The sequence below is a fragment of the Paenibacillus sp. FSL H8-0282 genome (genome assembly GCF_037963825.1).
Lineage (GTDB): Bacteria > Bacillota > Bacilli > Paenibacillales > Paenibacillaceae > Paenibacillus_AQ > Paenibacillus_AQ odorifer.
The window spans coordinates 2,233,744-2,254,319 of the sequence record NZ_CP150146.1; the positions used below are offsets into that span (position 1 = coordinate 2,233,744).

At 43.4% G+C, this 20,576-nt stretch carries 14 protein-coding genes and 1 pseudogene; 9 read left to right on the forward strand and 6 right to left on the reverse strand.

The features are described 5' to 3' along the window. Window positions 1-54: 54 nt before the first annotated feature. On the reverse strand, window positions 55-996 hold the full coding sequence (locus NST94_RS09555; RefSeq protein WP_280752702.1) for a MerR family transcriptional regulator: 942 nt from the start codon (window positions 994-996) through the stop codon (window positions 55-57). 246 nt (window positions 997-1,242) lie between these two features. On the opposite strand from NST94_RS09555, the gene NST94_RS09560 reads away from it, so the two are divergent. Continuing rightward, window positions 1,243-3,138, forward strand: coding sequence for a methyl-accepting chemotaxis protein (locus NST94_RS09560; protein ID WP_280775615.1), 1,896 nt, complete (start codon window positions 1,243-1,245; stop codon window positions 3,136-3,138). Window positions 3,139-3,564: 426 nt separating this feature from the next. On the opposite strand, the gene NST94_RS09565 is transcribed toward NST94_RS09560, so the two are convergent. The 3 genes and pseudogenes from NST94_RS09565 to NST94_RS09575 all read right to left on the reverse strand — a co-directional run. Beyond that, window positions 3,565-4,452, reverse strand: coding sequence for an NAD-dependent epimerase/dehydratase family protein (locus tag NST94_RS09565; RefSeq protein ID WP_280752704.1), 888 nt, complete (start codon window positions 4,450-4,452; stop codon window positions 3,565-3,567). A gap of 473 nt (window positions 4,453-4,925) precedes the next feature. Further along, window positions 4,926-5,846 carry an RNA polymerase sigma factor gene (locus NST94_RS09570; RefSeq protein WP_339282139.1) on the reverse strand — a complete coding sequence of 307 codons (921 nt, stop codon included), beginning with the start codon at window positions 5,844-5,846 and terminating at the stop codon, window positions 4,926-4,928. After that, a pseudogene (locus tag NST94_RS09575) lies at window positions 5,844-5,945 on the reverse strand (sigma factor); the annotation flags it as partial. The pseudogene NST94_RS09575 and the gene NST94_RS09570, both read right to left, overlap by 3 nt. 243 nt (window positions 5,946-6,188) lie before the next feature. On the opposite strand from NST94_RS09575, the gene clpP reads away from it, so the two are divergent. Both clpP and NST94_RS09585 read left to right on the forward strand, forming a co-directional pair. Then, window positions 6,189-6,770, forward strand: coding sequence for an ATP-dependent Clp endopeptidase proteolytic subunit ClpP (gene clpP, locus NST94_RS09580; protein WP_036679301.1), 582 nt, complete (start codon window positions 6,189-6,191; stop codon window positions 6,768-6,770). Between the two features lie 21 nt (window positions 6,771-6,791). Beyond that, complete coding sequence (locus NST94_RS09585; RefSeq protein WP_076125006.1) at window positions 6,792-6,998, forward strand: hypothetical protein; 207 nt, start codon at window positions 6,792-6,794, stop codon at window positions 6,996-6,998. A 66-nt stretch (window positions 6,999-7,064) separates the two neighbouring features. Here the strand turns inward: NST94_RS09585 and NST94_RS09590 are convergent, their stop codons facing one another. Further along, window positions 7,065-8,072 (reverse strand): LacI family DNA-binding transcriptional regulator, encoded by a 1,008-nt coding sequence (locus NST94_RS09590; protein ID WP_280775617.1) that lies wholly within the window; start codon window positions 8,070-8,072, stop codon window positions 7,065-7,067. 262 nt (window positions 8,073-8,334) lie between these two features. Between NST94_RS09590 and NST94_RS09595 the strand changes: the two genes are divergently transcribed. Then, window positions 8,335-10,083 (forward strand): alpha-glucosidase, encoded by a 1,749-nt coding sequence (locus NST94_RS09595; protein WP_280752706.1) that lies wholly within the window; start codon window positions 8,335-8,337, stop codon window positions 10,081-10,083. A gap of 239 nt (window positions 10,084-10,322) precedes the next feature. Next, the gene (locus NST94_RS09600; protein ID WP_280752707.1) at window positions 10,323-13,925 is read left to right on the forward strand and encodes an S-layer homology domain-containing protein; all 3,603 of its coding nucleotides are present in this window, start codon (window positions 10,323-10,325) and stop codon (window positions 13,923-13,925) included. A 69-nt stretch (window positions 13,926-13,994) separates the two neighbouring features. Here NST94_RS09600 and NST94_RS09605 read toward each other — a convergent pair whose 3' ends face one another. After that, window positions 13,995-15,872 (reverse strand): LTA synthase family protein, encoded by a 1,878-nt coding sequence (locus NST94_RS09605; RefSeq protein WP_280752708.1) that lies wholly within the window; start codon window positions 15,870-15,872, stop codon window positions 13,995-13,997. Window positions 15,873-16,176: 304 nt separating this feature from the next. On the opposite strand from NST94_RS09605, the gene NST94_RS09610 reads away from it, so the two are divergent. The 4 genes from NST94_RS09610 to NST94_RS09625 all read left to right on the forward strand — a co-directional run bounded on the left by NST94_RS09610 (window position 16,177) and on the right by NST94_RS09625 (window position 20,570). After that, window positions 16,177-17,178 (forward strand): DUF4830 domain-containing protein, encoded by a 1,002-nt coding sequence (locus tag NST94_RS09610; RefSeq protein WP_076125013.1) that lies wholly within the window; start codon window positions 16,177-16,179, stop codon window positions 17,176-17,178. Between the two features lie 42 nt (window positions 17,179-17,220). Next, on the forward strand, window positions 17,221-18,711 hold the full coding sequence (locus tag NST94_RS09615) for a stalk domain-containing protein (protein WP_280752709.1): 1,491 nt from the start codon (window positions 17,221-17,223) through the stop codon (window positions 18,709-18,711). Between the two features lie 126 nt (window positions 18,712-18,837). After that, window positions 18,838-19,146 (forward strand): hypothetical protein, encoded by a 309-nt coding sequence (locus tag NST94_RS09620; RefSeq protein ID WP_076125017.1) that lies wholly within the window; start codon window positions 18,838-18,840, stop codon window positions 19,144-19,146. 224 nt (window positions 19,147-19,370) lie between these two features. Continuing rightward, window positions 19,371-20,570, forward strand: a complete 1,200-nt coding sequence (locus NST94_RS09625) for a saccharopine dehydrogenase family protein (protein WP_036679313.1) — start codon at window positions 19,371-19,373, stop codon at window positions 20,568-20,570. Window positions 20,571-20,576: the final 6 nt, after the last annotated feature.

A 20,576-nucleotide genomic window follows, 5' to 3' on the forward strand; every position in this document is an offset into this window, starting at 1 on the left:
GCAGAAGAGAGCGTTTTTTTTTAGATGAGAAACGTTTATCTATGGCTCGCTCGTTTACGCAAGCGCGTGAACTCTCTTTTTTACAGGTTCGAGTAGATTTAGGGCATACTCATTTCCGCTACCTTTGGGACTATCGTTACGGATATGCTCCTCCAGACATAATCTGGAATTGTGATCCGCTTGATAATCAGGATGATTATCCAGATACCCCATTAGGGCTTGCCATGAGCCGTAGATATCATCAGTACTTTCTGTCAAAGCATAGAGGCCGCCGTCGAGGCGCATTTCTTTTAGGTGAGCTGGTATCTTCACATTTTCCGGAATTGAGGCACAGAATCCATATCCGTAAGGTTTATTCTCACCACTTGGATGCGGGTTCGTATTGCCGCCAAACAGCCGTGCTGTGCCTAATAGTTGACTAGCGTCCAGCCAATCATTAACTGGAATCATAGCTTCATCTTCTGGAGAGGTACTAACCGCAACATTGTAGACAAATCTCATAGCTGGGAGAGTAATGAATCTTACATGAATAGGGGTAGAGTGATTAATAGTTGGCATAGATATAACCTCCTCAGTTTTAGTCATACCATCCGATGGACTGCATGACTTTTCGTTTAGTTCAGATAATAATTGATTTGTAATGGGTTCCTCGAGATGGGCGGATATCCACTGTAAAAAGAGATGGATTTCACCTTCTCTATTTGTTAGTTCTGTTTTTTGATTGTGAATAGAAGCCGCTTGCTGGCTGAGCGCTTCGTACATGGACTGAACGGACATATTTTTAAGGACGGTTCCAATATCCTTGATGCTAATATCCAGCTTTCTTAATAATGAGGTAACCCGAATGGCGAGTATTGCTTTCTCATCATAAATCCGCCAGCCAGAGCTGCTGTCCCGCTTACTTTCAAACAATCCTTGAGCTTCCCAGTGACGCAGAGTCCGACTCGTCAGCCCGAATTGCGCAGAAAGCTTATCAATGGTAACAAATCCGCTCATAGACAACTCCCATTTCATAGTTTGATAAGGCGCCTTATGTGGATTATTTTAGCATTTAACGTTACGTCAATTGCAAGGAGAATTAATGATTGGGTATTCGAGATAATTTACATTTCTCATACAAAACATTGTCCAGTATTTAACGTCCAGCTTCTACAATCAAGATATTGGTAGAATGTACCTATTGCAATATGAGGCTTTATACGGAGGATGATATTGTTGAAAGCTAGGTCTATGCATCTAACTATGAAATGGAAGTTGATTTTGAGTTTTTCCGCCGTTGTTCTTTTCTTTTTGGGAGTAGCGTTTTATCAAAACCATAAAATCAGCCAAGTGGAGATTTCTATGGAAACGCAAAAAGCTGAGATGGAAAAACGAATTACCGTGTCTATAATTACGCAACTGCTGCAGGAAATGAATGCGGTAGAATCTTCGTTAGCAGGTTCGAGTGATTTGGAATTCGTCCAACCTTTTAAGGACAAGCAAACAAAGCTGACTAAAGAGTTGGCGACGGTGAATTTTGCGGCAGATTCGCCGGCATTTAAAGAGTTAGAACAATTACATAGTCAGATTGGGGAATATACGGGATATTTTGACGAATTGGTAAAGACCATAGAAGACGAGCAGCTTGATCCCATGAGTGTGCTGGAACAAATCGATGAATTACATACGAAGGCTACAGCGTTGAGTGAAGTCATGCTAGTGACTAATGAAAAGTTGTATACGGCAGCAGCAGAAAATGCAGAAAAAGCACAGGATTATTCTTTTGATCTGCTTAATCTGACCACCTCTATAGTTGCTTACGCAGCTGTGCTAGTGTTTATTTTCACATTAGTGATTGCGGTTATGCTCATACGTTCCTTCCTGAATCCTATTCATAAACTGCAAGTGGCTCTGCGAAAAATTGCCGAAGGAGATTTGCGTCAGCAGATTAATTCACCTTACAACGATGAGTTGGGCAGTTTGAGTCATCATTTTGATCATATGGTGGAGCGGGTCCGGGAAATGCTTCAGCATACCCAGTCAGTAGCCTCTTCGCTGGCAACTTATTCGCATTCTTTTCAAGAATCTTCATCTATAACGGCGCATACGAATCAAGATATCGTAAGCACTATACAGGAAATCTCGGTAGGCGCAGAACAGCAGGCAGGACAATCTGAGCAGAGCGCTGGCCTGATTCAGGAGCTGGAACGTGAAGTGAATGAGATCACGGAGTATACCGAGGTTATGCTGGCTACCAGTCAAACGGCTAATCACAATACTCGTAAAGGATCTGAATCCGTCATCGCCCTCCGGGAGGTGTCTGAGCATTCGCGAGAATCTGTTAATAAAGTATATCTGGCTTTAACCAAACTGAGTGATCAATCAAAGGACATCTCGCGCATCACTAAATCCATAACAGATATTTCTAATCAGACCAATATCCTCTCACTTAACGCAGCAATTGAAGCAGCCCGGGCGGGTGCCTACGGAAAAGGGTTCGCTGTCATCGCTGATGAAGTAAGACAATTATCAGTGCAGACCAAAGAGTCCTCCGTACATATCAGTCAGATTATTAGCGAGCTGCAATCCGGGATGGATGAATTCCAGCAATATATGCTGGTGACCAAAGGAAATCTTGAGGAACAGGATCATAAAGTGGCCGAAACGTTGTCCTCTTTTGAAGCGATTGATCATTCTATTGTGGAGATTAGTAAACAGATTGGGCAAATTCACGACAAAGTGGATATGACTCAGACTATGAACCGTAGACTCGCAGAGTCTGTGCATGCCGTCGCGGCCATCGCCGAGGAAACTGCGGCCGGGGTGCAAGAGGTGAACGCCTCCAGCGTACAGCAGGATCATGCTATCCGTGATATAGCCCGTCAAGCCATTGAGATTAACGAAATTTCGCAGAATTTATTCAAAGAAATCAACATTTTTAAGATTGATTCGGATGGGGACGATGGGGTCAGCGATGAAGGTGACAGGGATACAAAGCATGCTGGCAATCCAGAAGCTGGGGACACATTAGAAGACGCATTAGGAGATGATACATTAGGTGCTGGCGATCCTCCAGATGATAGCGGTACTCCAAATGATGGTGGTACTCCAAATGCAGACGCTTCTAAAGAGAGGTCTTATCTGACAATCTCTGCTTAGCTCAGCGGGAATTGGCATTCGTAGCGTAAGGTGGAGTAGAGAGTAGAGAGTAGAGTCTAGAGATTAGAGTTTATAGAATAGAGTTTAGAGATGAGAGGCTAAAGTTTAGCGCTTAGTGAGGTTCTACCTGCCGTTTTGATTTTAAGTGTATTTTATACAACTAAAAAAGTTTGTATTTAGCTTGATTAGGGTTTAGTTGTATTTAGTGCAGTTATTTCGAGGCGAAATGACGATAACGGTGGTTTGGTGGGGATTTAATTGCATGAAATACAACTAAAACCAGGTGGGAGTGCACATACCTGAAAATAGTTGTATAGAGTGCAATTAACTCAACGCATAATTGTGCTTTGTTGCATGAAGAAGCTGGCTCATTCGTGGGAGTGTCCACGAAAAGCCAGCTTTTTATCGTAGAAATATAATTAGTAACTAGTCCTCGTAAGTTTGATTTAGGGTGCTAACTAACGCTGGGAGCCAGTCGCTTAGAGTGAGAAACTTGTATCCCTCCGATTGAGCTTTAGTTGTATCCATAAACCAGGATTGTGTGATCCCGAATGGAGAATTATGCGCATCCGTAGTTTCGCTTTGAATGACGGCTTGTTTTCTGGTCTCTTTTTCAATCAGCGAGATAAGGTCTTTAATACTAACGGTACCGTCTGAGCAAGCGTTGAGAGGACCCGTCACCGTCGAGTTGCCGAGCCAATACAGAAAATCAGCGGCTTCGTCCGAACGAATAAAACAGATATTTGCATCTGGATTCGGAATCCCGATGGGCAGTTCGTTACGTACATGTTCAATATGAAAATGGAGTCTTCGTGTATAATCGTCAGTTCCCAGAACAATCGGAAAGCGGACAGCGGCTACAGGGAAGTTAGCTTGTTGGATAAGGACGGCTTCCGCCAGTCTTTTTCCTTCCTGATAGGTGAAATCATTTCGTCCTCCATAACGAATTGGGTACGTTTCAGGATCGAATATCTCTTCTGTCAGCGCTTGCTCACTGAAATCATAGACAGATAAACTTGAAGTCAGTATGTAACGTGTGGTTTTGCCGTCAAAAATACGGCGCGCCTGATCCGCTTCATCAGGTGAAAAACAAATATTATCGTAAACTACATCCCAACTCGTATCACCTAATGCTTGAGCGAAGGCCGCCAGTTGAGACCGATCTACCTGTATCCGGTGAACGAGATCGCCAAAAGGATCGCTTGTCTCCCCGCGCGTTAATATGGTTACTTCGTTCTTAGAATCCTCAAGCAGACGCTCGACCAAACGTTTTCCAAAAAAGCGTGTGCCGCCTAAAATAAGAATCTTCCTCATCAACCTCACTCCTTGATTGCTATTAATGGTTATTAAAACGACTGTTTATTGGTTTATATAAAGCTTCTGACTCATTGTAGATAAGCAGCGGGATCAGCCAGATCAGCAGCAATTTATTGAGTTTTGAGTGATACAAATTGGACTAAAGGGAAAGGAGTTAGTTTGATTGTACTTCGTGCAATAGAATTCGTATTAGAGTGGAGAAAATTTGATCCTATTGCACTCTATACAATCAATGGATGAGCAAGTGGCATTAAACTAACTTTTCACCTGAATCTATTGCAGAGAGTGCAGCAGATTCAATTTTTGCGGCCAGGACTGCGGATTCTGTTGCACAATATGCAACGTCTACAGCTAGTTACCACAAACCGCCCAAACGCTAATTACACATTAAGCGCACTAATCACAATTATATCTGTTCGTTTTTAACGTAACGAGACACTTAGCTGCCCGAAATCCAGCTTAACGAAAAACTACGCCACCATACACATTCCTGGCGTGGTATAGTTCCAGCTGTTTGAACTGAATTCACCAGCTTGGAAGGTCTGGAAGCCTTGCAAGCTTTGGCTCGATACCGCCATTACAGGCTCCTGACTTTCGTCCGCAAATACAAGCTCGATCAGCTCGGCAATTTCCCCATGTTCATACGCGGCTGCAAGGCGGCTCAAGACGATCTGCATGGCTGTGTCCTGTGGTAAGGAAGGACCATCGGCCTGAAGCAGCTCTTGTCTTACGAGAGGAAGGGCTTGCCGGGCTCGGTGCAGAGCGGCTTTTATTGCCCCTTCTGTGGTATCGAGAATCTCGGCAGCTTCCATTGCAGAGTGTCCCAACACATCTCGAAGCAGGAACACCGCCTGCTGCAGCGGGGATAAATGCTCCTGTAGTGCTTGAAAAGCAGCTTCAATCTCAAATGAACCATACTCCGCAGAGGCCTCAGTGGGGGACTGATCCAGCTCCAACACTCGTGACAAGGTGGCTTTTCGCCGCATGATATCAATCCATGTGTTTCGGGCAATCCGAAAAAGCAATGCCTCAGGATTTGGGTGATTTGTAGAACTTGTATGATGAGTAGAATTTGTAGGAATCGTAGAATGCATTGCAGATTTTGTAGACGGTGCAGTCTTAGATGGCGTTACAGCCTTGGCAGACGTTGCAGCCGTAGAAAAAGTATAGTTCATTTTATTAGTTTGATTAGTTTCAAGTTTTTCATTAGCTCCATTAGCTCCATTAGCTCCATTGACTCTATTAGCTCCATTAGCTCCATTGACTCTATTAGCTCCATTAGCTCTATTAGCTTCATTAGCTTTATCATTTTCAATGGTTTCTTTATTTTGTTTAACTTCATTCATTGGACTGTTCCTATTATTTGCGCTCGTTGAGTCCGAGGTCTTCATATAACCTAGAGCCTTGACCCATGTATCCTGAGCTAAATCATCGGCATCCCACGGGGATTGTGTCAATGCAAGACAATATCGCTTCAGAGCTTTCTGCAAAGACCTGGTGTTACTTTCATCCGGCGCATCTCCGGTGCTAAGCTTCTCAAGGATGATCACTCTGCATAACTCCTTTTCCAGTAAGGTGATTTCGATTACTTCTAATAATAAACGAATGAGCAGGAAATTAAGATACGCAATTTTAAAAAATAAAAATTCTCACGCCTAACGTATCCTATCCCCATACTAATCCGTTTACAGGGTAGATTTCAAAACTCTAAAACAGATGGAGGTCGAATACAGATGGCGTACGTTCCTTATGTAGTCGAACAAACGAATCAAGGTGAAAGATCTTACGATATTTATTCGCGGCTGTTGAAGGACCGGATAGTGTTCGTAGGTGCGGAAATTGAGGATCAGCTGGCTAACAGTATTGTTGCCCAGTTATTGTTTTTATCAGCAGAAGATCCGGATAAAGATATACACATGTATATTAATTGTCCAGGTGGCTCTATCACCGCAGGCTTCAGTATTTATGACACGATGCAGCTTATTAAACCGCCGGTGAATACCATTTGTACAGGAATGGCGGCTTCTTTTGGTTCTTTGTTGTTATTGGCTGGGGCCAAAGGGAAACGTTATGCCTTGCCGAATAGCGAGATTATGATTCATCAGCCGCATGGTGGGGCGCAGGGGCAAGCTAGTGACATTGCGATCAGTGCCAAACGTATTTTGAAGGCAAGGGAAGTGCTTGTGCAAATTACAGCGGACCGAACTGGGCAGACGGTAGAGAAGGTACTGCAAGATATGGATCGAGATTATTTCATGTCAGCCGATGAGGCGGTTGAATACGGAATTATCGATAAGGTCATCACAAATCTCTAAGACGAAGGAGTGAAGAAGGCTATGCTGGAGGTTTTGCAGGGAAAAGAGGTAACAATCTATTTTGTGGATGGCTCCAACGCTACAAAAGGAGTGCTGGAAACGGTAAGTGAAAAGTTCGTCAAATATCGGACGGATTTTGAAGAGTTTTATATTCCAATCAGCTCGATCTGTTCTATCTCTCTAGATACCAAAACGCGTGAACGAGCCAAAGTAGGATTCACACAATAACATCAACAACATCAACAACATCAACAACATCAACTGTATAAAAAAGGGTTAGGAGCTCCATAGCTCCTAACCCGTACTTTCCCGAATAGCCAAATAATGAGCCACATTTGCATGATGCGGCACAACGGTCTCCCCTTTAATCAGCTTGATTAAAGTTCGGGTGGCGGTCATCCCAATCTCCGTTCCTGAGTATTCAACCGAGGAAAGCTTAGGTCGAACGATAGAGGCAATGAAGCTGTTATCAAATCCGAACACGGCAACATCAGCTGGCACCCGTAGACCGTTATCGGTTAAATGATTCATGGCTCCAACTGCCATCCAATCTGTAGAGCAAAACACCGCAGTAGGTAACTCCCCGCTATCCATAATTCGGCGCATGGCGTCGCTCCCATCTTCGACGGCCATCGCACTTTCTACTACCCATTCTTTCCTTAAGGTTATGCCTGCATCCATAAGGGCTTGTAGATAGCCTTTATATCGATCCCCGCCCACTGCATTATCTCCCGAGCCACGAATCATAGCGATTTTGCGATGACCTTTTTGAATCAGATAAGTAACAGCTTCATAAGAGGCAGTTATATTGTCCAGATGAACGGAAGGAATCGTATCCACCTGCGATTGTTGCCCGACAAGCACGCAAGGTGTATTTGAGCTGCGGATGATCTCCAAATGTTCATGGTTTGGAATAGAACCCACAAATATATTTCCTTCTGTCCCCATCCGCTGGAACATCTTCAAATAATGTTGTTCACTTTCTGCACTGCCGTCCGTTAATCCGACCATAATGTTGTATCCATACAAATCCGCGAGATCGCGAATGCCAACATTGAAGTCATCCAGTACAGTGTTGCTATTCTGCGGAATGATCACACCGATCAGCTGTGTATTAGCTCTGTCCGTTTCAAGACCGATGACATTCGAACGGTAGTTGGTTTGTTTAATAGCTTCCAGTACTCGTTTGCGGACATCATCGTTAACTGGTTTGCTGTTATTGATTACCCTGGACACCGTAGAGATCGAAACGTTCGCCATTTGGGCTATATCTTTTATCTTTACCTTCAAGAAGATCACCATAACTTTCCATATGATTCACTTGGTGTTTCAACTCTCGCAAGCATATCACGGATAGCTTCAAGAATCCAAAAGATTGTTGTTGACCTAGGAAATAAAAGGTCCTATAATGATCGCTGTAGGAAAATTATTTCCTTGAAAAAAGCTTGTTTTACACGATAAAGTTGAATTTTTGCTAAAAAAAATAACTGAATTATTAATTCTAATGAATTTCGGGAAAATATTTTCCTGTGAAGGGTATATGAATACGAAGGAGCTGCATGCATTGAACAGAACATGGTGGAAAGAAGCCACAGCGTATCAAATTTACCCACGGAGCTTTATGGACAGCAATGGTGATGGTGTAGGCGATCTGCAGGGAGTCATTTCTAAACTTGATTATTTGCAGGATCTTGGCATCAATGTCATTTGGATCTGTCCTATTTATAAATCCCCAAATGATGATAATGGTTATGATATTTCGGATTATCAGGATATTATGGCGGAGTTCGGCAGCATGGCCGACTTTGATCAGCTGCTGCACGAGGTTCATGCACGAGGCATGAAGCTGATTCTGGATCTAGTGATTAATCATACTTCGGACGAACATCCATGGTTTGTTGAAGCACGTTCAAGCAAGGATAATCCGAAGCGGGATTATTATATTTGGAGTGATCCCAAGGACGGGAAGGAGCCGAATAACTGGGAGAGTATTTTCAGCGGTTCGATTTGGGAGCTTGATCCCGCCACAGAGCAATATTTTATGCATGTATTTTCCAAAAGACAGCCAGACCTCAACTGGGAGAATCCTGAGGTGCGCCGTGAATTGTATAGCATGGTCAACTGGTGGCTGGACAAAGGAATCGACGGCTTCCGGGTGGATGCCATTTCACATATTAAAAAAATCACCGGACATCCCGATCTGCCGAATCCACAGAATCTTCCGTATGTTCCGTCTGGCGATGGGCACATGAACCGTGAAGGGATTCACGATTTCTTGCAGGAGCTCAAGCAGGAGACGTTTGACCGATATGACATCATGACGGTTGGCGAAGCGAGTGGTGTAAATGTTGATCAGGCGGAGTCGTGGGTGGGTGAAGAGCAAGGCAAATTTAATATGATTTTTCAATTCGAGCATTTAGCTCTTTGGAATAAGAGTGTGACAGGTGGATTGGATGTTCTGCAGCTAAAATCAGCTCTCTCCCGTTGGCAAAAAGGTCTTGAGGGCAGAGGCTGGAACGCATTGTTCATCGAAAATCACGACCAGCCGCGTTCAGTTTCTACTTGGGGAAATGATGGCCAGTATTGGAAAGAGTCAGCTAAATCGTTGGCTACGATGTATTTCCTGATGCAGGGAACACCATTTATTTATCAAGGTCAAGAAATTGGGATGACCAATGTAAGATTTGAATCAATGGATGATTACGATGATGTGGCGATGAAGAACTTGTATCGTTTGGAGACTGAAGCCGGTAAATCACATGAAGAAGTCATGGAGGTAATCTGGAAGAACGGTCGGGACAACTCTAGAACACCAATGCAATGGAGCGACTCTGAAAACGCTGGTTTCAGCAGCGGCAAGCCATGGATGAAGGTGAATCCGAATTATACGGAAATCAATGTGGAGCGGGCGAAGCAGGACCCTTATTCCATCTATCATCATTACAAAAAGCTTATCGCTCTTCGGGCTGCTAATCCCGTTACTGTTTACGGGACATATGATCTCATTTTGCCTGAAGATGAACGTATTTATGCTTATACGCGGACGCTTGGAAATAAAAAACTGCTGGTCATGTCTAACCTGACAGCAGAGGAAGCGCTGTTTGACCTTCCATTTGATTTGGAGTTTGATACTAGTGAATTGCTCTTGCATAACTATGAGGTTGATCCTGCGGAGCCGATTGAGACTGTCGCATTACGGCCTTACGAGTCCCGTGTGTATATGCTGGTTAACGCACCTGTAGAGCAAGAGGGTAGCAGTGAACTTGTACCTGTACAAGAGGTAAGTGAAGCTTCTTTTCCAGAAACCGTTTAATATATTCATTGTAATTCAAAGCGTCCGGTTATCCGGGCGCTTTTTTTGTTGCGGTAGTGTAGGGCTCTTGCACAAAATGAATGCGCTTACTTAGGCGAGTCGTATAAAAATATTATTTTTTCTATTATTTTTGTTCCCAAAATTAATAGAATACTATATTATGTTATGAATACAGATTCATATAAGTGTATATTCATTCAATTTGGGGTGAAAGTAGACAAAATTATAGGAGGTAAAAAATGTCCAAGAGAATACTATCTTTATTACTAGCTTTTACACTTATGATGTCGGGTCTGCTTCCAGCTGCATATGCAGGTGAAGTTGCAACCGAAATTAACCCGCAGGCGGTTGTTGCTCCGGTTTCTACGGAGAACACAGCTGATCCAGCGGTGCTTTCTTCAGAACAAACTACGGTAGCGACTGCTGTCTATGAACAAATAGCGGCGACAGTTTCCACAGAAGTATACAAAGCTTCTATGACGGAAGCTAGAACATTAGAATTGACTTTAGATCTTCCTGATGGGGCATCGCCTCAAGATATCATCTGGAATTTTGGCAGAACGGCGGAAGAGATGAAGCCGCTGGCAGAGTGGAAGAAATGGAATAAAGATGCGAAAGATTATTCAGGTAATCCTTTCGTAACAGTGACCTATGAGCCGATCTCAGGTTCAAAAGTAAAGGCTTTAATTCATTTTGATTTGCTGTACGGAGAGAATCTTTCATTAACGGGTATACGTGCAGAGTACGTCAAACGAGTGGGAATTTATAATCTAATCGGGACAATACCTGCTGGAGATGTGCTGGTAGAGCAGCAAGTCAAACTAAATCCATATGAAACCTATCATACATATGATGAGATTAAACCGGCGATCGATAGGATTACTGCTGAAAGCAATAATAAATATGATCGATATGTAGAGTATCAGCAAATTGGGACCTCAACTCAAGGTCGTGCCATTCATTTCTCTATTGTTGCTAAGGATAAGTCCTCAGTAGATCAATATTTGAACGAGACCTTACCGCTTATGATGAATGATCCTGAAGCCCTGCAAAAGAAAATTAACGACGGGGATCTGCAGGATTATAAGGTACCTATCTGGTTGAACAACATTCATGCCGATGAAGCCAATGGTGTCGATGTAATCATTAAGTTTTTGGATACGCTGATGACACAGCAAATTGTCACCTATGATACCACTGATGAGAATGGAAATCCGAAAAAGGTAGTTCTGAACATCGACGAAGCGCTTGACCATGTGATTTTCCTGCTTGATTATGTAGAGAATCCTGACGGTCGCGCGTTAAACACGCGTCAAACTTCAACGCTGCTTGATCCAAATCGGGACAACTCTTACCAGACCCAGCCTGAGACACAAGCGGTAACTGCACAAATTGCTAAGTGGACGCCGCTTACCTTTTTGGACATGCATGGATTTGTAAGTGGCTTCTTGATTGAGCCTTGCACACCACCTCATGATCCTAACATTGAATATGATCTTGTAATGCCAAGTATGCTTGAGCAAGCAAATGCCATGGGGAAGGCGGGAATTGCTAATACTAAATATGATTCCTACCATATCCCTTATGAAGAATACGAAAAAACACAACAGGATCCGAACTATAAAGGAACGAATGCAACAGGTTGGGATGATGCTTCACCAGCCTACACAGCTGTATATGCCATGCATCAAGGAGCACTTGGGCATACGATTGAAGTGCCTGAATTGAATGAAGATTCACTGGATGCCTTTTATTATGCGGCTTTGGGGGCAACCGATTATGTGATCAACAACAAGCAGGAACTGTTCCTGAATCAATTGGAAATCTTCAAACGGGGTATCCAAAATGAGAATACTAATGCTGCTGTTAAAGATTATCTAATCAATGCACAGAATGAGTCCATTGGACGTCCAGGGGTAGATGAGAATACGAATTTCTTCCCTGAGTATTACATTCTTCCGGTTGCAAAAGATTTGCAAAAAAATGATCTGGAAACCTACAAAATGGTTCAGTACCTACTGCGTAACAATGTGAAAGTAGAACGGACAACAGCCAGTGTAACTGTAGATTCTGTAGTCTATCCGGCTGGAACCTATGTGGTGAATATGCATCAAGCCAAAAGAGGTTATGCGAATCTTGTCTTGTATGATGGACTAGATGTCTCGGATTTTAATGAGATGTATTCAGATACGGTACAGAATTTCTCGGCTATGCGTGGTTTTGACCGATATATTAGCCGTTCTGTTGGAGCATTCACTGGGAAAACAGAACAGGTTAGCAGTGTAACGATCCCTAGTACGAATCTGGATCAATCTCCGTTCGAGCAAAATTATGTGATTAAAAACAGCAACAATGATGCGATAAAAGCTGTGAATGAGCTGCTAGCCAACCATAAGGCAGTGACACTGCTGGAGAATGGGGGGACGGGTTACGAGAAGGGAAGTTTCCTTGTTTCCAGATCCAACCTTAGAACGGTATCGTCTAAATATCTGCTGGATATTGTGCCGTTTAGTGCTTCAGAGAACAGAACGGGTAAATTGCTTAAGGCTCCTGAGGTAGCTATTGCAGGAGCGACTGCATTTATGCTGAAGGATCTTGGATTTAACGTAACTACGGATACAGTGGCAGCAGATGTTCTAATCAATTCGGGAACGAATCTGATTGCTACAGGTAAACCATTTATCGGTTATGGAAGAACGATGCTGAAAACTGTTAAAGGGCTTAAGGTCCTCCCTGGACTGGACTATTCAACTCCGGTCAATAAGGATGGCAAAGAAGATGCTCATGAGGGATTGTTTAAGGCTGAGGTCTCTCAGGACAATGTAATTACAGCGCCTTATGCCGATAGCGAATACCTCTACACGGTTTCCGCGGCTTATATTACAAAAGTGCCTGAAGGCGCAGAGATCTTGGCGAAATACGGATCAGGCGCTGACTTTTTCAAAGCAGGCTGGTGGCCGAATAACGAGGCTGCACAAGACCAAGTATTGGCGCTTACTTACAATACAGACAACATTCATGTGACGTTATTTGCGAATGATCTGATGAATAAATATCATCCGCAAAATCAATTCAGATTGCTTGCCAATTCAATCTATGCTGCCGCTCCAGCGGCGACTGAAGAGGATGGTATGGATAACGGGGTGAATGAACAAGAGCCAACAATACCTTCGACACCGTGGCAGCCATCTGTAACATCAACACCTGCACCGACCGTGCAGCCGTCTGCAACACCAACGCCAGCTCCAACTCCAACTGTGCAGCCGTCTGCGACACCAGCCCCAATAGGTTCTAACTTCACGGATCTAGGTAAGGTGGCGTGGGCAGCATCGGCGATTAAAGAGCTGGCGGCAAAAGGGATTCTGCAAGGGGTGAGCGATAATACCTTTGCTCCGCTTAAAGAGGTGACGCGTGCCGAGTTTATTACCATGATCGTGCGAGCTTTTGATCTGCTTGATGTGAAATCATCCGCTGCCTTCAGTGACGTGAAAGCTACTGACTGGTCTTACGGATACATTGCATCCGGGGTCAAGAACGGATTGATTAACGGTGTAGGCAATGGAAAGTTTGATCCTAACCGTGCGATTACACGCGAGGAAATGGCAATCATTGTATCCAATGCACTTAAGAAATTTAAAGGCAAGTCGGTAAGTGATACAAATGCCGCTTTGGCTAACTTTAAAGATCAGGCTACAATCGCTGCTTACGGTAAAGAAGCGGTGGCATTACTAACTCAGGAAGGTATTGTGCAAGGTCTGACTGCGGATACCTTCGGTCCTAAAAACATTGCCAACCGTGCTCAAGCAGCAGTGATTATCGATAGGATGTTGAAGCTTAATTAAGTTTTAGATTCTTATAAAAAATGCAAAAATGCCCCTCAGCTATTTGGCTGAGGGGCATTCTTTTTATAGTTACTTTGCATCATCCGTAGAGGGTAAATCCGGCAGTTGTTGAATGTAGCTGTTTGACATATTTAGAAGCCGCTGAACGGCGTCAAATTGTTCTTTTGTCGAACCGCCCTCTGTTTCTGAGCCATCGATTAGATTAAAGTTGTCTCCATCGTCGTAATCGACACCAGTTAAATACATGCTTGTGTCATTAATGAAAGAGCCGGTAGGCAAAAAGTGTCTGACAGGCAGCATGTTGGTCTGTTGGTTCATCAGGTCTTCTCCGAAGTGGAGCTGGTCTTTCATTGAAATCCCTAACAGGTTAGCTACAGTTGGCATAATGTCGATTTGGCCGCCAGTTTGGCTGTACACGGCAGGTTCACCTACACCAGGGGCATGAACGATGAAAGGAACATTGAACATATCGGTATAACCATATTCGTGGCCGACCATTTCTTCCATTAACGATTTCTCGTTGCCATCAAGGGAATATAGCGATACACCCTGATGGTCACCGTAAAAGACAATGACGCTATCATCCCATAGACCACTGGACTTTAATTGATCCAGGAATTGTCCCATTGCATAATCTGCGTAATTTTGAGCTAGAATATAGTTGCCAACTAGGGTGCCTTCATACCGTTTAGGCAGTGTCATTTTATTTTTTAACTCTGGCATTTTATAAGGGTGATGAGCACTCATAGATATGACCATCGCGTAAAAAGGATCATCTTTAGCATCCATTTTGACTAATTCTGGAACAGTCTTGGCATAGAGTACCTCATCTGAAGCACCGAATGCGATATGATCATCATCCCCATAGAACGCTTGATCATAATACTTATCAAAGTCTAGAACTTTGTATAGGGTTTTGCGGTTCCAGAATTCTACGCTATTGGTGTGAAAGGTTGCTGTGTTATATCCATTAGCTTTCATTAACTTAGGCAGGCTCGGAAGCGCCTTATCCATATAATTGGATGAAGTGGCTACTTCGTGGTGAGGAACGTACAACGAAGTATTCACTACAAATTCAGCATCCGAAGTTGTTCCTTGCCCGGCATTAGTATAGAAGTTATTGAAATAATGTTCGCTTTTCAAAAGCTTATTTAGATTGGGTGTTACTTCCTGCCCATCAATGCTCAGGCCCAGCAAAAAGTTCTGAAAAGATTCCATTTGTACCACGATTAGATTCTTACCTTGAGCTGCCGCCCAGTACTTCGGTGAGACAGGTTCTGTAATCCCTTTGGTCTCGTTAATGGATGGTTGCGTGATTTCTTTGCTGTCGATTATTTCTTCTGTTTCCCTTGTATCGGCAAAAATAGTATAGACCTCGTAATTAAGAATCCCCATACTCTCCGCTTTTTTGTTCTCGTTCATACTGGCATGATTTGGCCAAACATTAAAGACACAGACCGCCAAAGAAACACTGATGATTCCAAACAAAGCAGTCCGGTTCATGCGGCGGTTCATACCTCTTTCTTTCCAGATCTCAATATATTTCGGACGGAACATAAAAAACATGAAAACTACAATATCCACAAAAATGAACAAGTAGTAAGGGTCCAGCAATGAGTATGTGCTTTCTCCCACCTTAGTTACTTTATCTGCTTGTTCTAAGGCATGATAAGTAGCAATTACACCGTAATATTTGTAATACATTAGCACGGCAAAATATATGACTGAAATCAATAGGTTGGCTATCATGTAATACAGAAACTTTCGTTTGGAAGCCATCCATTCTATGAGTCCAAATACGATAAAGAAAAATGGGATCTCTGTCAGCAGCATGCTCCAGTTAGGACCGTCGCTAAAAACTACGAACCAGGCCACTGCGCATTTTAGCAGCAGGACGAAGCTAAAGACTAGGAAGGGTTTATTTTTTATATCAAAATCTTTTTTCACTCGTTATCATCCTCTCTGATGCAATTACACCAAGGTCCTGCATATACCTGTATATCATGGAAATCCGTTGCAATATGCCGAAGCTTATTATGCTCTCGAAGTTAACAAGTGTCAAAAGGTGGACGGGAGCCCTAGAGCGAAGCAACAGGCGATTTATGCCGCATAAGCAGGTAAAATCAACGCCAATCCCAAACTACAGGGTCCTATGCGTATAAAATGATTTTAATAATTTCCAGTATCCCGCAACTTTGTATAATATTCCTCAGTCTAAATATAGAGGAGTGATTAGAGAGGCGGGAATCAGATGACTAAGCGGCAGTTTGTAACGATGGTAACGATTTGTTTTTTTGTACTCTTAAACTCTGGATGTAATCAAGGGGAGAACTCCATAGGTGTGGAACCTACTGCCTCTATAGCTTCAACGTCTGTACCACAGGTAACGCCAACATCTGCTCAAGTAACTATGATTCCCGAAGACTTTTTGCAAACACTGGATTATAAAGTTCAGAGCCATCCGGAGGCATTTGCAGTTGAGGTACCGCAGAACTGGGAGGTTAAGCTGGGGGAGTATCCAGTGGGACTTTACTGGCAATTAGCGAATGAGTTCTCTAAAGATGCAGGATTGAATTTGACACTGCTGAAGGGGACCACGGTAGAGGTGCAGCGGTATTCCTTAGTCGATGGTTTACCTGGTTCTGGCGAACAAAAAGAATTTTCTTATCCCTCCAACCTCGTTTTGCTTGTGCAATCAGGGAATACCGTTGGTGCGTGGCTGGAATTTAATATTCAAAGTATCGGCCCGTCTATTAAGAAGCGTAGCTTGACTGACATTACAGGACTTACATTTGAGGAGTGGACGGAGAGAGAAGGTTTGTTTGCTGAGGAAGGAGAGAATAGTGACTTAGCCTCTTTAGACCATTTCGAGCTGCTGGATGCTTTTTTTCAGGCTATTCAGGATGGTAATCATACCCGTGCCCGCGCATGTTTGAATCCTAATGCCTTACTCACTGCATTGACGGTTAACCGTCAAGCGCATCAACTCTATAACCCGGGTTTTGGTGGTGAAAATGCTCTCAGTGAAAGTATTGTTGAGGCTAAGCCTACCTCTTATAAAGTGATGGATTATGATACTGGCTCAGAAATTAAAGACATCGGTGACCGCACAACGTTAAATATTGTGGTCGATCTGTATATGAAATCACTAAATCCCGTCTTCAATACCCCAGATGGCCGGGAGACTCGCTTCGCAGTGTTGACCAAACACGCTAACGGCTGGAAGATTGGAGGTTTTGGAACGGGACCGTGAGTTGTTGCGTTATCTATTTTTTAATAAAAGGAGTGATCTCAAGTGTTTAAACAAAGCTTGATGTCAAAAGTGCAGGTAAGTCGGATTTGTAGAGTTGTTGTCGGGACTGTTCTTTGCCTGACTATGGTCTCACCTTTAGTGGCAGCAGCAGATAATGTGAATTCACTTGAAGAAAAGAAATTATTGTCTGGCATCACCCAACTGGACGCTGGTGACAGAAGTGCGTATGCCGTCACTGCGGATGGAACAGCCTGGGCGTGGGGTGGTGGGTATGGCTCTATTGGTAATGGGGCGACCACACCAGCGTATACTCCCGTCAAAATGCATATCGATCATGTAAAGCAAATCTCAGGTGGTTATCGCCATAACTTGATGTTGAAGGACGATGGAACAGTGTGGGCGGTAGGGGGGAACGAGCATGGACAACTTGGCATTGGAACACAGTCCTCTAAGATTCTTGCAGAGCCTGTTCAAGTGCAAGGGCTAACAGATGTGAAAGCTGTTTCTGCAGGGGGCACCTTTAGCTTAGCTCTTCTTAAAGATGGAACGGTCTGGGCGTGGGGAGGCAATGAACAAGGAGAACTCGGTGACGATTCGCGGAAAAACAAGCTAACCCCGGTGCAGGTGAAGGGACTACCCTCCGTCCTGTCTATAGCAGCGGGATCGAATAATTCAGTGGCTCTTGGTAACGGCGGAGAGGTATGGGTGTGGGGATCACAGCAACCGCTGGGAACTCAGAAGGGCGTAATCTTAAAGCCTACGCTTATTAAAGGAAGCGGAGAATATAGAGCGGTTGATATGGATGGAGCCTATGGACTTTATGGGGCGGCATTGAGATGGGATGGTACAGTATGGATTTGGAATAATTACATAGATCCATATCTGGGAGAAGCTCTAAAGCCTGTTCAGGTTCCAGGACTTACAGACGTCATTTCGCTGACAACAGATTCTGCAGTGAAGGCGGATGGGACCGTGTGGCAGTGGACGGTTGGCGATAAGAACAAGATTAATGTTACACAGTCTAAAGGCATCCAGAATGCAGTTTCCGTTTCTAAAGGGAGCAGAAATCATTATGTACTCTTAAAAGATGGTCATGTCCTTGCCTGGGGGGCAAATGAATTTGGACAGACGGGTCTGGGGGTCAGAGAGATCGAGGTGAGTACGCCTCAGCTGGTGAAGAAATCTATTCAAGTGTTGTTGAATGGGAATGAAATGGAACTGACTATGCCGCCGTTACTAATCAATAATTCGACATATGTTCCTTTAAGAGGAGTCTTCGAGCAGATGGGAGTTAATGTTCGTTGGGATGTTCCATCGAGAGCTGTGGTTGCTGTGAAGGGATCTACAACGCTGATCTTGAATTCGGTAACTGGACAAACGACTGTTAATGGAAAGATTATCGCAACAGATCAAAAACCGGTCTTCATTAATGATAGCGTTTATGTACCCCTCAGATTGATAAGTGAAATGTTGGGGGCGCAGGTAGAATGGGATGCAGATGCTTATGCCGTTCGAATAAATTCCAATAAATAAGTTGACTATATATTAGAAGCTTTAGGCTGAACTCTCCTTCAGGGGAGCTCAGCTTTTTTGCGTGGAAGGCAGAAGATTTAGGGGGATATGCAATGACCGTAAACAAAGCGTACGCGATTTTGAAGAATGTGTGCGGGAATCTTTTCGAGGATTCTTTATACGGATGATGATGAATATTGGAAAAATGGGACAACTTATAATTATCCCAATGATCGTTCAATTATGGGCGCGAAACGGATGGGCATAGCAACAACGATTAATATTGGGACAAAAACGGGTAAGAGTATATATTACGGCCTCTTTGTATTTGCTGCAGTGCTGTTGATTGGAATGTGTGGAAACCGAACTTCTTTAGGCGGAGTTGAAAGGGTGGTGAGATTTTTCATTGATTTTAAAATAAATCGTATGAAGTATAACCCTCTTGTGATAGAATAATCTAGTTGCCCTAGTTTCTGAGAATCCACTCTGTTCCAGCAAAACACCTGATCTATACACGTGGATAATCGAGGAAATATGAGCATTTAAGAGTATTAACAAGATTTCTTAGAGATTTTACACAAAACACATCATTTTTTGTCGGTTTTTATTGATTTATTCAAAAATATTATGTATAATCAGCCTTGTTGATTTTGCAAATGGAATTTTAGGAGGTTTTTATTTTGGGAAAAGCGTTAATTATTGGCGCTGGCGGCGTAGCAAGTGTTGTTGTTCATAAATGCTGCCAGAACCCGGATGTATTTGAAGAGATCTGCATTGCTAGCAGAACTGTCGCGAAATGTGACGCTCTGAAAGATAAATTAGCCGGAGGCCGCACGAAGATTTCTACTGCTCAGCTCGATGCAGATAACACGGACGAAGTCATTGAACTGATCAAGAGCTTTGAGCCGGATGTCGTTATTAATGTCGCTCTCCCATATCAGGACCTGACGATCATGGATGCGTGCCTGGCAACAGGAGTGCACTATGTGGATACTGCCAATTATGAACCACAAGATACAGCGAAATTCGAATATTCCTGGCAGTGGGCTTACAAAGAAAGATTTGAGAAAGCTGGCCTTACCGCTTTGCTCGGCAGTGGATTTGACCCAGGAGTAACTGGCGTATTCACGGCTTACGCGCAAAAGCACTATTTTGACGAGATCCATACCATTGATATTGTTGACGCCAACGCTGGCGATCATGGATATCCATTCGCTACAAACTTTAATCCTGAAATCAATATTCGTGAAATTACAGCTAACGGCCGTTATTTCGAGAATGGCGAGTGGATTGAAACTGCACCACTTTCTGAGAAGAAAGTTTACGATCTTCCGGAAATTGGACCTAAAGATATTTATCTTTTGTACCATGAAGAGCTGGAATCCTTGGCTGTTAACATCAAGGGCGTGAAGAAGATCCGTTTCTGGATGACTTTCTCGCAGAACTACCTGACTCACTTGAAAGTGCTTGAAAATGTGGGTATGACTTCTATCGAGCCTATCATGTACGAAGGTAAAGAGATCGTTCCTTTGCAATTCTTGAAGGCAATGCTGCCTGACCCAGCTTCCCTGGGACCAAGAACAAAAGGTAAAACTAACATTGGATGTATCATCCAAGGTACTAAAGACGGTAAGCCAAAAACTTATTATGTATACAACGTTTGCGATCATGAAGAATGTTATGCAGAGGTTGGCTCCCAAGCCATTTCCTATACTACAGGCGTTCCTGCAATGATCGGAGCAATGTTAATTATAAAAGGAATCTGGAAGAAACCAGGCGTGTACAACGTAGAAGAGTTCGATCCAGATCCATTCATGGAAGCTTTGAATAAACATGGTCTGCCTTGGCAAGAAGATTTCTCGCCAACGCTGCTAGACTAAGGCGCG

Coding starts and splice junctions, on each gene's coding strand:
- NST94_RS09565 (WP_280752704.1), bottom strand. CDS start 4,452: ATGAGGAAGATTCTTATTTTAGGCGGCACACGCTTTTTTGGAAAACGT.
- NST94_RS09600 (WP_280752707.1), top strand. CDS start 10,323: ATGTCCAAGAGAATACTATCTTTATTACTAGCTTTTACACTTATGATG.
- NST94_RS09585 (WP_076125006.1), top strand. CDS start 6,792: ATGCTGGAGGTTTTGCAGGGAAAAGAGGTAACAATCTATTTTGTGGAT.
- NST94_RS09560 (WP_280775615.1), top strand. CDS start 1,243: ATGAAATGGAAGTTGATTTTGAGTTTTTCCGCCGTTGTTCTTTTCTTT.
- NST94_RS09590 (WP_280775617.1), bottom strand. CDS start 8,072: ATGGTGATCTTCTTGAAGGTAAAGATAAAAGATATAGCCCAAATGGCG.
- NST94_RS09570 (WP_339282139.1), bottom strand. CDS start 5,846: ATGAAGACCTCGGACTCAACGAGCGCAAATAATAGGAACAGTCCAATG.
- NST94_RS09620 (WP_076125017.1), top strand. CDS start 18,838: ATGTGTGCGGGAATCTTTTCGAGGATTCTTTATACGGATGATGATGAA.
- NST94_RS09610 (WP_076125013.1), top strand. CDS start 16,177: ATGACTAAGCGGCAGTTTGTAACGATGGTAACGATTTGTTTTTTTGTA.
- NST94_RS09555 (WP_280752702.1), bottom strand. CDS start 996: ATGAGCGGATTTGTTACCATTGATAAGCTTTCTGCGCAATTCGGGCTG.
- clpP (WP_036679301.1), top strand. CDS start 6,189: ATGGCGTACGTTCCTTATGTAGTCGAACAAACGAATCAAGGTGAAAGA.